The organism is Liquorilactobacillus sp., from assembly GCF_047719775.1.
Classification (GTDB): Bacteria; Bacillota; Bacilli; order Lactobacillales; family Lactobacillaceae; genus Liquorilactobacillus.
In genome coordinates this window covers 52466-66090 of the sequence record NZ_JBDNTS010000005.1, presented here as the reverse complement: position 1 = coordinate 66090, position 13625 = coordinate 52466, and the positions used below count along the sequence as shown (strand labels likewise).

Here is a 13625-nt window from a genome sequence, read left to right as displayed (position 1 = left end):
ATCCTTTGAATATATTAGATATTCTCATCCATTCTTTTATTGACTACTCTATTACTACCTTCGCACTCCTCCATTTTTTTAGTGTCTTCTTAAATTTATTATGATTTTTTACACCTATACAATTAAGATCAACTATAGCATTATAGCCCCTATTTGATACTGCTTTTATTGAAGCACTAATACAATAGTTTCCATCTAATCCAACAAATTCAATACTTTTTGTTGAATGCTTCCATAAAAACTCTCTTAAATCATCATTTGTCAAACAAGAGGCATGTCTTTTTTCATAGACATACGCTGAAACTTTCTTGAGATCTGGAACTAACTTTTTCTTCTTTCGATCTAGTTCCCAGAAAAATCGGTTTACTACATAAATTACTTTATCAGTTGGATATATTGATATCTTATTATTAATTGCAGAAATCAAGTCATAAGAATTATAGTTCTTGTCTTGACTCAAATAATCTGTTTGTACATCAATAACAATTAAATAATCAGCCAATATCATCACTTAACCTCCATATCAATATTTTTCCAATATACACAAAATAAAGTAGAATATATATATACAATATTACCATAACAATAATACTAATTATTCACAGATGAATATAATGAAAATCCCTACAAAAATGATCATATTTTCGTAAACTACACTTTTTCATAAATTACTTCTAAGATTCTTATTTATTCTCTGTCCGTGTTAAAACGGTCACTGATTCAATGTGTGTCGTCATTGGAAACTGATCAACTGGTTGAATTGGTTTTGCAACTTGATAACCTTGTTCCGTGAATAACTGGATATCCCGTACTAATGTAGCGGGGTTGCAACTTACATAAACAATTTTTGCTGGGGACAACTTAACTGTACTGGTGATAACTTCTGGTTCCAAACCCTTGCGTGGTGGATCAAAAACTACAACATCAGGTTTAATTCCCTCTTCAGACCATTTAGCCATCCAATCACTCGCCGTACCAACTTCAAAAGTTGTATTATTAATGTTATTCACAGTTGCATTCTTCTTGGCATCCTCGATTGCTTCTGGAATAATCTCAACACCATAAACCTTTGCCGCTTTTTGTGCGAGATTCAAAGAAATTGTCCCTATCCCACAATATGCATCAATCACAGTTTCCTTACCGGTTAATTCTGCATCTGTAACAACTTTTTGGTAGATTTTCTCTGTCTGAACAGCATTAACTTGATAGAATGAATGTGCTGAAATCTCAAAATTAATACTATTAAGACTATCATTAATTCGACCATCTCCAGCAAGAATTTTTTCAGTCTTACCCAAAATCACATTTGTCTTTTCTTGGTTGATGTTTTGCACAACTGTACGCACATCTGGACAAGTCTTCATGATTTCATCAACAATCATATCTGATTCGGGAATCTTCTTGGCACGAGTCACTAATACAACCATTACTTCATGCGAATAATACCCACGACGCACAATAACATGACGAACTACTCCCTTGTGTGTCTTCTCATCATATGCACTGATCATGAACTTGCGCAAAATATCGCGCACAGCCTTGATTACTTCATCAATTCGCTTATCTTGAATAAGATAGTCTTCCATGGGAACAAAGTTATGACTATTCTTCTTGAAAAAACCAGTTTCAAGTTGTCCTCTAACTGTACGTACTGGGACTTGAGCCTTGTTACGGTAATGGACAGGTTCGTCCATTCCCAAGACTGGTGCAACTTCAACTTCTTCTAAATGTGACTTTTTCAACAACTCCACAACCTGATTACGTTTAAAATCAAGTTGTGCGTCATATTTAAGGTGCTGCAGTGGTGCAATTCCAGTCTGTGTATAAGTCTTATTAATTCCTGAAGTTCTGAGCGGACTATCATTATGCCTGTTGATAACTTTTGCAAAACCATAATTCTTACTTGCCTTCATCACAGTGATATCCACAACTTCATCAGGTAATGCGTCTTCAATGAATAACGGGTAATGCTCGACTTTTCCTACACCCATTCCTTGATATGTCAAATCGCTAATTGTCAATGTTAGTTTCTGATTTTTTGTTACTGGTGGTTTACTCATTTATTTCTCCTTTTTTGTGACTCATAGTTTTACTTTATACTGAATTGCTAGTAAGTGCAATCTTTATCCACACAAAACAGCCGCTTGATTTTATTTAAACCAAACGGCTATCCGACTTATCAACATGTTACTAACTTTTTACTATTTTCTGTTTGAGACACCAATTGTACCGTCACCATCAAGATCCTTTTCTGAGAGATCTTCAACTTCTGCGACAAAATGCTCTGCAATAATTTCTTCAGTCGTCTTGGAAGATGTAATCGCAGTTTCTGGAATCTTGTCCGTATTAGCAAATATTTGAATGTGCTGTTTCAAGTCCTTAAAGACCATTGGAGCATCCCCACCATATTCACCATCAATGTTAATCATCATCTTCTCATCCACTGGCTTCGCGATCACTTTAGAAGTTTTAACATACAAAATCCGCGGATCCTTGATATGACGACCACCATTCAGCACCATTGTCATCAGCTGCAAGATTTCAACAAGATTACTTGTTTTCACCACAATCAGCGTGAATTTCCCATCATCAAGCGATGCATCAGGAACAATCTGTTCGAATCCCCCAATCGAATTAGTCAATGCAAGGAAGAACATTGAAGCCTTACCATTAAAAACACCATCATCATATTCGAGATGCATATTAATTGGCTTAACTCGCGGTAAGATTTCTGCCCCCTTAACAAGGTAAGCGAGGTAACCAAAGAGTGACTTATATTGTGATGGAACTCCATATGTCAGTTCTGTCAGTAATCCACCACCCGCAATATTCACAAAATACTTCTTATCCGCTTGGCCGATATCCATGCTAACATTTTTGCCCTTGGCAATCACCTTTGCAGCAGCTATCGGATCTTCACGTGGAATCTTCAACGCCCTTGCATAATCATTTGTTGTTCCCGCGGGAATAATTCCCATCATTGGACGATGTTTCAATGGAGCGATTCCATTAACCACTTCATTGATAGTTCCATCTCCGCCAGCCGCAACAATTAAGTTGAACCCAGCTCGTGCTACGCGTTCTGCCTCATCACGTGCCGAATTTGGCTTAGCGGTTGTACGATACGCACTTGTTTCATATCCTGCATTCTCAAGAATATCAAGAATTTCAACAAGATCATTGCGCATTGCCTCACGTCCAGATGTTGGATTGTAAATAATCCGACAACGCTTCTTCATCGCTACCTCTCCTTTAAACCTACACAAAAAAGCTTTTTAACCCTCTGCTCTCTTATCTTTTCTTCAAGCTATCCATTAATAGCTTGTTAACAATCTTAGGGTTTGCCTTACCATGAGTTCCCTTCATGATTTGACCAACCAAGAAGCCGATTGCACGGTCTTTACCATTCTTAAAATCTTCAATTGATTTTTCATTATTATCCAAAACCGTTTTGATTAATGGTTCCAAAACAGCTGGATCTGATAGCTGAACGAGGCCCTTAGCTTCAACCCATGCTTTTGGTTCACTACCATTTGCAATAATTTCTTGGAAAACTTTCTTAGCAATCTTAGATGAAATTGTGCCATCTTCAATCAATTTAATCATACTTGCCAAATGCTCTGGTGTTAGCTTAGTCTCAAGCAACTCCAACTTGTTAGCATTCATATACGCGTTAACTTCACCCATGAGCCAGTTAGCAGCAAGCTTTGCAGCAGCACCCTCAGCAACAGTTGCTTCAAAGAAATCAGACATTTCCTTGGTTTGTGTAAGGACACCCGCATCATATTCTGGAATTCCCCATGAGGAAACATACTTTTCACGACGCTTATCAGGCATTTCTGGAATTGATGCACGAACTTCTTCAATCCAATCATCTGAAATATGAATTGGTGGAATGTCTGGTTCTGGGAAATAGCGATAATCACTTGCTCCTTCTTTGACACGCATCAAGATTGTCTCACCAGTTGGTTCATCAAAGCGCCGCGTCTCTTGTTGAATTTTGCCACCTGACAATAGAACTCGTTGTTGTCGCTTAGATTCATAGTGAGCGCCCTTTTTTACATGCTCAAATGAATTCAAGTTCTTCATTTCAGTCTTTGTTCCAAACTTGTCAGAGCCAATTGGACGTACCGATACATTAACATCAGCACGCATAGATCCTTCCTCCATCTTAACATCGGAGATTCCAGTGAATTGAATTATTTGACGCAAACGTACTAAGTAAGCATATGCCTCATCAGCAGAGGTAATGTCTGGTTTAGAAACAATCTCAATCAATGGAGTTCCCTGTCGGTTCAAATCAACATACGAATAACCATCTGGACTATGTGTATTCTTACCCGCATCCTCTTCAACATGCATTTCTTCGATTCCAATTTTTTTCTTCTCGCCATTTACTTCGATTTCAAGCCACCCATTGCGTCCAATTGGTGTCTGCGCTTGCGTAATCTGGTAAGCCTTGGGGTTATCAGGATAGAAATAATTTTTACGATCAAAATGAATATCTTTCGTTATCTCACAGTTAAGAGCCAAAGCAGCACGCATTCCATACTCTAGGGAGCCTTTATTGATAGTCGGCAACACCCCAGGAAATCCCCAGTCAACAACGTTAGTATTGGTATTTTGTTCTACACCGTACTTAACAGGTGCCGATGAGAAAGCTTTTGATTTTGTCTTCATCTCAATATGGACTTCTAGTCCTATCGTTGTTTCAAAATTCATTAATCTTGCCCCCCAAACGTTGGAACTTCTTTATGAAAATCAGTTGCCTGTTCAAATGCATAACCAGCACGATACATTGTTTCTTCATCAAAACGATTAGCAATCAGCTGCATTCCAATTGGGAGGCCTTTTGTAAAGCCAGCAGGAAGTGACATGCCTGGAAGACCTGCCAAGTTCACAGGAATTGTTAAAATGTCGTTCATGTACATCGTAACTGGATCATTAATATCTTCACCAATTCCAAATGCCGTAGTTGGTGAAGTTGGTCCTAAAATAAGATCATAATCACTAAATATATTAGCAAAATCTTGACAAATTAATGTTCGAACCTGAGCTGCCTTCTTGAAGAATGCATCATAAGTTCCAGCAGATAAGGAGAATGTTCCCAACATAATGCGGCGCTTAACTTCATCACCGAAACCTTCTGAACGAGACTTGACATAAACATCTTCCAAGTTTTTAACATCCGCAGCACGATGTCCATAACGAATCCCATCAAAACGCTGCAAGTTTGAACTCGCTTCAGATGAAGCAATAATATAGTAAACAGGAACACCATACTTACTATGCGGAAGGCTAACTTCAGTAACCGTTGCACCAAGTTTCTCAAAGACTGCAATTGCATTTTTAATTCCTTCGCGAACTTCAGGGGCAACACCCTCACCCATATATTCTTTAGGAACTGCAATCTTCATTCCCTTAATATCACCGTTCAATTTAGCCGTAAAATCTGGAATAGCATGGTTCGAACTAGTTGAGTCGTGAGGATCCAAACCACTAATTGCATTTAACAAAATTGCGTTGTCTTTGACCGTACGCGTAAACGGACCAATCTGATCAAGACTTGATGCAAATGCAATCAAACCATATCTTGACACACGTCCATATGTCGGCTTCACTCCTACAATTCCGTTATAAGATGCAGGCTGACGAATCGAACCCCCTGTATCTGAGCCAAGTGCAGCGATTACTTCACCAGAAGCAACTGCAGCTGCCGAACCACCAGATGATCCACCAGGAACTTTAGCCTGATTCCATGCATTCTTCGTCAATTGAAACGCCGAATTTTCAGTTGAACCCCCCATTGCAAATTCATCCATATTGGTTTTACCAACTGTAATTGTTTGCAGCGCATGTAACTTCTCCATTACAGTCGCATCATAAATCGGATTGAAATTCGCAAGAATTCTACTAGCGGCGGTTGTTTTTAAATTTTTCGTTACAATATTATCCTTGATACCTAAAGGAATCCCTGACAAAATATTATCTGCAGCAACTCCTACTTGATCAAGCTGAGCAGCTTGTTCTAATGCAGCCTCTTTATTCAAGCTCAAGAATGCTCCAATTTTTTGATCACGTTTTTCAATATTATCAAAAGTCTGCTGTGTAAGATCAGTCACACTTAATTCCTTATTGACCAATAATTCATGCAAGCTCGCAAAATCATGTTTAAAGTAATTCATGGACTATGCTTCCTCGCTTTCATCAATAATTGCTGGTACCTTGATGTATCCATCCTGATGTTGAGGTACATTCTTCATCAGTTCTTCGCGTGATGTACCGCTAACCGCAACATCTTCACGCATTACGCCTATTGCGTCCGTTACACTTGTTGTCACAGGGATTCCATCAGTATTTACCTCACTGAGTTGCTGAACCATTTCGATAATCTCATCCATCTGTCCTGTAAATTTTTGCAATTCCTCATCTGTAAAAGCTAACTTTGCTAGACTTGCGACATGCTTCACTTCGCTTGCACTAATTGCCATTCAAACTCCCTCTTTCCCTATTTCATCAGTAATTATTTTAGCATAACTGAACAACTATATGCACAACAGATTCATTTTTTTAATAGCTTCCAAAAACATGTGTATAGAAACTACTCTCATCTGATTTACGCGCAAGGAAGCTTTGAACTGTCCCATCTGTTCCCTTAACTGTGATATCAATTGGAATTCCACTTGGCAAATAGGTCTTTGCAGCTTGTGCTAGATACTGTGTGAAGCTTGTGATTTCAGTTAAACTATAAAATTGCGTCGTAATGTTAACATTCATTCCTTGAAGCGTTTTATTCTTATACTCCGCCTGTGCTGTTACCCCCGCAAGATTAGGGAAGAAATTCTGGACTTGTTTCTTAAAACTCTCAAAAGACGTCTCATCATTATCATTAGGAACTGAAGACACCGATGTTTCGGGGAAGACATAACTCTTATAATTAAGGCTTGTCCAATCATTAATTGTTGAACCGCTTGTTACATAAGTATACTGATAGAACGAACCACCAACAAGACTATCATTTGTTGCTTGTTTGAACATCGCAATAACAATCGGGGTATTTGCAGACACTCCACTTGTTTTACGTAATCGCTCCAAAACCTTAGCGGCCGCCTGTTGTCCTTCAGCAATCATTTTTGCCTTCGAAATAGTTGTGGTATAAGTCGCCCCATACTCCTCTTTTTCATAATAGTCTTTTGTGTTCATTCCAATACCAATGGTGATTCCAGCAAGTTTGAGCTTTCCGTTAACTTCTTTCATATAGTCTTGCTCTTCAATCTGTTGGATATAAATTGGATTACGCTTATCAGCATCAGTTTGCCCATTATCGACCGGATTTAAACCAGTTGAGTTACTATTTGATTTTCTTCCAAGCCAGTTATTAACAGTTGTTGAAGACAACAATTGACCCTCACGAAAGATGTAATTACTTGTTGAATACTTTGTCTTAGACAATTGTGTCAGTCCTGATTCAAAACTCTTTAGATTTAGTAAGTTATCTGAATTTTGTGAGATTCCTACACCACGTGCCTTGCTAGTTAGATAATTACCATTTTCAATAACACCTTGATATTCACTATCTGTAGATTTCCCAGTCACTTGGTAACCAGATGAAGATGATGAACTCTTTGCGGCATTCTTTACGGTAGACGTTGCTGAACTCAACTTTGCACACCCTGCGAGTAGTACAAGGCTTAATGCGGCACCCAATATGACTCCTACTTTTTTCACTTTACAGCCTCCATTTGCTCAATAAACTGTTGCTCACTCATTATTTCAATTCCAAGATTTTCTGCCTTTGTCAATTTGCCGCCCGCGTCATGACCAGCAATTACAATATTTGTTTTTTTTGATACACTTCCCACAACATCAGCACCACTTGCTTCTAACCATTCTTTTGCCGCAGCACGCTTCAACTGGTCTAGTGTCCCTGTCAAAACAACCTTCTTACCACTGAAATAATTATTGACACTAGCACCTGTATTAGGTCCTTGATATTCCAAATTTACACCAACATCTGCTAATTCTGCGATCAACTTCTTAACTTCAGTATTATTAAAATAAGTAACGATGCTCATTGCAATTACTTGTCCCAATGAATCTAATTGTGCAATTTCTTTCTCTTCTGCCGCAACAAGTTTTGTCAAAGACTTAAAATGCACCATCAGAAGCTTCGCAACTTTCGCACCAACATGTCGAATACCTAATCCAAAAAGAAGCCGCTCTCCAGAATTATGCCGACTATTATCAATAGCTGTCAACAGGTTGTTAGCAGACTTATCCTTAAAGTTATCTAATTTAAGTAAATCTTCAAAAGTTAAGTGATATAAATCTGCAACATCGCTGACTAATTGCTTTGCAAACAGCTGTTCAATAATTTTAGGACCTAAACCCATAATATCCATTGCATTCCGTGATGCAAAATGCACCAGACTTTCTTTAACTAAAGCTGGACACTTTGGATTGATACAGCGCAGCGCTACTTCCTCATCAAGATGAACCAGCTTCGCATTACATACTGGACACTCTGCTGGAATCTCAATAGGTTTTGAATTTGCTGGACGTTTTGTCAATACTACTTCTGAAACTTCAGGAATAATATCACCAGCTTTGTGTAGCTTGACTGTGTCTAATAGACGGATATCTTTTTCTTTTAAATAGTCTGGATTATGCAGTGAAGCCCTTGCAACTGTTGTCCCAGCAAGCTGCACTGCATCCATCACTGCAGTTGGGGTAACGGTTCCTGTCCGTCCAACCGTCCATTCGATTAGTCGCACAACTGTTTCTTGCTCATCGGGAGGAAACTTATACGCGATTGCCCACCGAGGAACCTTAACGGTATTCCCAATGACCGCATGGGTTGCTAAATCATCTGCTTTTAATACAATTCCGTCAATCTCATACGGAAGATCTGCTCTTTTGGTTTGATATTCATCAATATACTTAAAAACTTCTTCCATGTTCTTTGATTGTTGTGATTCCAGGTTGACTTTAAATCCCCAGTTATGTAGCTGTTTAAGCACATCTGTTTGAGTTCTTAAGCCATGCTTCTCGGGTTCCATTAAATAATAGATAAAGGTACTAAGCTGCCTTGAAGCCGTAACTCTTGTATCTAGCTGACGTAGACTTCCTGCTGCTGCATTTCTTGGGTTTGCAAAAACCGGTAATCCTTGCTCTTCCCTTTTTTTATTGAGCCCTACAAAAGCTTTCTTCGGCATATAGCATTCACCACGAACTTCCAAAGTAACTGGTTCAGTCAATCTCAGTGGAATTGCTTTGATTGTCTTCAGGTTCTCCGTGATGTCTTCACCAATCACTCCATTGCCACGAGTCGATCCTTGTACAAAAACTCCATCTTTATAAATGAGAGAAATTGCTAAACCATCAATTTTAAGTTCACAACTATAATCAACTTTTTCAACAAGCATTTTACTCAAACGCTGATCAAACTGTTCCAACTCATTTTTCGAGAAAACATCTCCCAGAGAAAGCATAGGAATTTCATGTTCTTTTTTCTCAAACCCGCTAAGAATCTGCCCGCCAACCCTCTGCGTAGGAGAATCTTCTAGAATAAGGTCTGGATACAACCGCTCCAATTCGATAAGTTCTCGGTACGCTTTATCGTAGACATAATCTTCCACTATTGGACGGTCTTCCACATAATAGCGGTGTGCCCAGCCATTTAATTGTTTAACTAATTCACTAATTTGCTCCTGTGCCTGTTCTCTTGTATCAGCTACCATCTTTTGACCTCCTCATGATTAGACTATTTCTTCTTAATTGGTGCAAAGGATGCCAACAAACGTTTGATACCCATTCCCGCAAATGCAATGTCTAACTCCATGTCTTCACCGCTTCCCGTGAGCTTAACAACCGTTCCTTCACCCCAGGCTTTGTGTAAAACCTTATCGCCAACACTCCAGCCAACCTTCTCAGCACCTGTTCCTTTATTTTCTTCAACTGTTCCAGCTGGCATCTTATATTGTGTCCTGGCTTGTCCGAAAGGATATTCTTTTCTAGAATCATTGCGTCTTATGCTTGTATTAGCAGCTTGCTGATTCTCAGCTTGTAATAATTCAGGATCAATTTCTTCAATAAATCTTGAAGCCGGATTAGTCTGTCTTCTCCCATACAGCATTCTTGAAAATGCATTTGTTAAGAACAGTTCCTTTTCCGCCCGCGTAATTCCGACATATGCCAGCCGCCGCTCTTCTTCAAGTTCATTCTCATCCATCATCGCCCGTGATAATGGGAAAATCCCCTCTTCCATCCCCATTAAGAAAACAATTGGAAATTCCAATCCTTTGGCTGCATGTAATGTCATCAAGGTGACTTCATCTGCTTCTTCAACTAGACTATCTTGATCGGAGACTAATGCTAAATCTGCTAAAAAGTCAACAAATGGGTCGCTATTTTCATCTTCAGGCTCCCATGAATCATCGAACTGCTTGGTAACCGAAAGAAATTCTTCCAAGTTCTCTAAACGGCTTTGATTTTCTAGTGTCTTAGAGTCTTCCAGAACCTTTTTATATCCACTCTTCTCAAGAATCCGTTCTGTCAATTCGGTAACACTCAACTTATCACGCAATTCATGCAGAGTCTTAATCAAATTAGCAAAATCTGTTAGCGCATTGCTTGCTTTACCAGAGATGTTCGCTAAAACAGCATTGCTTGCAGCATCTAAAAGACTCATTCCCATACTTTGTGCAAAGTCATTTAAACGTTCAATACTCGTTCCGCCAATCCCGCGTTTTGGTTCGTTAACAATTCGTTCAAAGCTCAACGAATCTTGTGGATTAGTCACAAGCTGCATATATGCTAAAACATCACGGATTTCCTTGCGATCATAGAATTTATGCGCTCCAACAATCTTGTAAGGAATATTGGCCTTTATAAAGGTCTCTTCAATTATTCGCGACTGTGCATTCGTTCGATATAAAATTGCAAAGTCATTAAAATGACAGCCATTCTCACGCATCATCTTTTGGATATTGCGCACAACGTAGAAGGCCTCATCATTTGCATTTTGCCCGCGATAATATTTAATCTTTGTGCCTTCGTTGTTTTGTGTCCACAATTCTTTTGCTTTACGGTTCGCATTATTCTTGATTACTGAATTTGCAGCTTGCAGAATTGTCTTAGTTGAGCGATAATTTTGTTCCAGCTTAACCAGTTTCGTATTTGGATAGTCCTGCTCAAAATTCATGATGTTCTCCATGTTAGCTCCCCGCCAACCATAGATACTTTGGTCTGCATCACCAACAACACATAAATTATGATTTTTCTTCGCCAATAAGCTTACAAGTTCATATTGTGCTTGATTAGTATCCTGGTATTCATCAACATGGATATATTGAAACTTACGTTGATAAAATTCGAGCACATCTGGTACTTCCTTAAATAGACGATGTGTCAGCATAATTAAATCATCAAAATCAACCGCTTGATTATTCTCCAATTGTTTTTGATACTCTGGATAAACGTCTGCGACAACTTGTTCGAATGGTCCTTGAATATTCATTCGATAATCCGCTGGTGTCTTCAAATCATTTTTTGCATTTGAGATCTCGCTTAGTACTGCACGCGGATCAAATTTCTTAATATCAACATTCAAATCAGCTAAAATATGCTTAACAAGCGTCCGTTGTTCACTAGTTCCTGTAATCGTAAAGGCTCGATTGTATCCAATCTTATCGATATCACGCCGTAGAATTCTTACGCAGAGTGCATGAAATGTTGAAGCCCACACATCATTTGCGCCCTCTTCCAGTAAATTTCCAATCCGTTCACGCATCTCTGCTGCTGCTTTATTTGTAAACGTAATTGCCAGCACATTCCAAGGATTGACTTGTTTTTCCTCAATCAGATAAGCTACACGATGCGTCAAAACACGTGTCTTCCCACTCCCAGCTCCGGCAATAATCAATAGTGGGCCTTCAGTACATAAGACCGCCTCTTGCTGCTTATCATTCATTCCTTTTAGTAGTCTTTCTACTGTCAATTCTTTCAATCCTCTCTTGAATCTAATCATATTTTATTATACCAAAAAAAACATTACGCTTCTAAAAAAAGACAAATATATTCTGCCCAAAGACGTCTCTTCCTTAAACAGAAAATACCACAGTAAGAAAATAAAAAGATATTTTCCACTGCAGTATTTTTTTATTCATGACTAAAAATCAAAAAAGAACAATAAAAAAACGAAATCTTTGCAGAATACATCAAAAAATACATATTATATTCTCATAGTTCTACTGAATCTCTTCGTCAGTCATTCCCTTTGAGGTATCAATCTCCGTATTTTTATCGTTCCAAATATTCGTTGCTTCAATCTGATGAATTGCCATTGTTGTCGTTTCCGCAAGAACCAACAAATACCCTGGATTAACCATCCGCTTAGTCTGTGGGTAGCGATAAAATCGATAAAACCAATTGTCTTTTAAAATCCACTGCATCCGCAATGGTTCTAAATCTTCATTTTTTATTGCAACCATCACTGTTGGCTGGACAAATCTTACTTGCGGAATTGGCATTCGTACGAGAGTGCGCAAATGTATCTCAAACATTGAAATGTTAGTTGCCTTCTCAAAAACAAAGCCCGCTTTATGCGGTGCTGGGACTACCCTTTTTACATAGAGCGACCCACTCTTGGTCAGGAAAAATGCAATTTCTAGTATTCCAACATACTCAAGCTGCGTAGCTATCTCAGCTGCAATTCTGTGTACTTCCGACTGAACATCTGCATCAAGCTGACTTTTAGTAATCGACTGAAATAGATGGTGATCCTGATATAAATTTTCAACAATTGGGAAGAAATTGAGTTTTCCATCAAACTCCTTGCCAATTATTACCGAAAGTTCTTTCTCATACGGAATCCATGCTTCAAGAACATAAGTTCCCAGATCAATAATATCAGCACATTTTGCAATATCCGACTGTTTGTTAATAATTTGCTGCCTCTTTCTGCCAAATCCCTTTTGAATTGGCTTTAAGACACATGGATATCCAATGGAACCAATTGCTTGGTAGATATCATCCAAACTTACGATGGTTGCATACGGCGCAATATTAACATTCATTTGTTCTAAAAATGCACGTTCTAACAAACGATCTTGTGTAATCTCCAGTGCTTCACTGCCTTGCGGAACTTGGGTATACTGTCCAATTAATTCAACCGTGTCTGAAGGAACCTTGTCCGATTCATAAGTTACGAGATCGCAGCGTTCAGCAAAATCTTGCAACTTGCTCTTATTGTGTAATGAACCGACAACTCCCAAATCAGCTTCCTGCATTGTTGGTGCAGCTTCATCGCTGTTATAGGCAATAACTTTAAAGCCCATCTTTTTAGCTGCTTCTGCAAGCATAATACCATTGGGACTTTCACCTATGATTCCAATGGTATTTCCCGGAAACAAAGTCTTCTCTTCCATTCTATCACTACTTTCCATATGGATAATCACCCTAAACGTTTTTAAACGTCCCTATAACTCTTTCATTGATATCTTACCATAATTATAGTGCCCTGAATTTTAATAGTTTTATAAATATATGAATGCATCAAAAATTGGGTAATCTTTGAGCACTAATGTAAATTACGTAATTAACCTGGGATTGGTTATAAGTAATTT

10 protein-coding genes are annotated in these 13625 nt (G+C 38.5%); all 10 read right to left on the bottom strand.

The window, feature by feature from the left end:
* Positions 1 to 43: 43 nt before the first annotated feature.
* On the bottom strand, positions 44 to 502 hold the full coding sequence (locus ABF682_RS03925; protein WP_415619103.1) for an isochorismatase family protein: 459 nt from the start codon (positions 500 to 502) through the stop codon (positions 44 to 46).
* 181 nt (positions 503 to 683) lie between these two features.
* Entirely contained in the window at positions 684 to 2060 is a 1377-nt protein-coding gene (gene rlmD / locus ABF682_RS03920; RefSeq protein WP_415619053.1) for a 23S rRNA (uracil(1939)-C(5))-methyltransferase RlmD, read from the bottom strand.
* 141 nt (positions 2061 to 2201) lie between these two features.
* Positions 2202 to 3239, bottom strand: a complete 1038-nt coding sequence (locus ABF682_RS03915; RefSeq protein WP_289979525.1) for a diacylglycerol kinase — start codon at positions 3237 to 3239, stop codon at positions 2202 to 2204.
* 52 nt (positions 3240 to 3291) lie between these two features.
* Positions 3292 to 4722 carry an Asp-tRNA(Asn)/Glu-tRNA(Gln) amidotransferase subunit GatB gene (gene gatB / locus ABF682_RS03910; RefSeq protein ID WP_415619052.1) on the bottom strand — a complete coding sequence of 477 codons (1431 nt, stop codon included), beginning with the start codon at positions 4720 to 4722 and terminating at the stop codon, positions 3292 to 3294.
* Entirely contained in the window at positions 4722 to 6185 is a 1464-nt protein-coding gene (gene gatA / locus ABF682_RS03905; RefSeq protein ID WP_415619051.1) for an Asp-tRNA(Asn)/Glu-tRNA(Gln) amidotransferase subunit GatA, read from the bottom strand. The genes gatB and gatA overlap by 1 nt, the downstream gene beginning before the upstream one ends.
* 3 nt (positions 6186 to 6188) lie before the next feature.
* Complete coding sequence (gene gatC / locus ABF682_RS03900; protein WP_415619050.1) at positions 6189 to 6491, bottom strand: Asp-tRNA(Asn)/Glu-tRNA(Gln) amidotransferase subunit GatC; 303 nt, start codon at positions 6489 to 6491, stop codon at positions 6189 to 6191.
* Positions 6492 to 6570: 79 nt separating this feature from the next.
* Entirely contained in the window at positions 6571 to 7728 is a 1158-nt protein-coding gene (locus ABF682_RS03895) for a CamS family sex pheromone protein (protein ID WP_289979532.1), read from the bottom strand.
* Positions 7725 to 9740, bottom strand: coding sequence for an NAD-dependent DNA ligase LigA (gene ligA / locus ABF682_RS03890; RefSeq protein ID WP_415619049.1), 2016 nt, complete (start codon positions 9738 to 9740; stop codon positions 7725 to 7727). Before ligA ends, ABF682_RS03895 begins: the two co-directional genes overlap by 4 nt.
* A 23-nt stretch (positions 9741 to 9763) precedes the next feature.
* A complete protein-coding gene (pcrA, locus tag ABF682_RS03885) occupies positions 9764 to 12028 on the bottom strand; it encodes a DNA helicase PcrA (protein ID WP_415619048.1) in 2265 nt (754 codons plus the stop codon).
* A gap of 220 nt (positions 12029 to 12248) precedes the next feature.
* Positions 12249 to 13427: an ATP-grasp domain-containing protein gene (locus ABF682_RS03880; RefSeq protein ID WP_415619102.1), complete on the bottom strand. Its 1179-nt coding sequence runs from the start codon at positions 13425 to 13427 to the stop codon at positions 12249 to 12251.
* Positions 13428 to 13625 lie beyond the last annotated feature (198 nt).

What these genes read in the sequence shown, in the direction of transcription:
- ABF682_RS03880 (WP_415619102.1), bottom strand. Translation starts at nt 13,427, where the DNA reads ATGGAAGAGAAGACTTTGTTTCCGGGAAATACCATTGGAATCATAGGT.
- ligA (WP_415619049.1), bottom strand. Translation starts at nt 9,740, where the DNA reads ATGGTAGCTGATACAAGAGAACAGGCACAGGAGCAAATTAGTGAATTA.
- gatA (WP_415619051.1), bottom strand. Translation starts at nt 6,185, where the DNA reads ATGAATTACTTTAAACATGATTTTGCGAGCTTGCATGAATTATTGGTC.
- gatC (WP_415619050.1), bottom strand. Translation starts at nt 6,491, where the DNA reads ATGGCAATTAGTGCAAGCGAAGTGAAGCATGTCGCAAGTCTAGCAAAG.
- ABF682_RS03915 (WP_289979525.1), bottom strand. Translation starts at nt 3,239, where the DNA reads ATGAAGAAGCGTTGTCGGATTATTTACAATCCAACATCTGGACGTGAG.
- rlmD (WP_415619053.1), bottom strand. Translation starts at nt 2,060, where the DNA reads ATGAGTAAACCACCAGTAACAAAAAATCAGAAACTAACATTGACAATT.
- gatB (WP_415619052.1), bottom strand. Translation starts at nt 4,722, where the DNA reads ATGAATTTTGAAACAACGATAGGACTAGAAGTCCATATTGAGATGAAG.
- pcrA (WP_415619048.1), bottom strand. Translation starts at nt 12,028, where the DNA reads ATGATTAGATTCAAGAGAGGATTGAAAGAATTGACAGTAGAAAGACTA.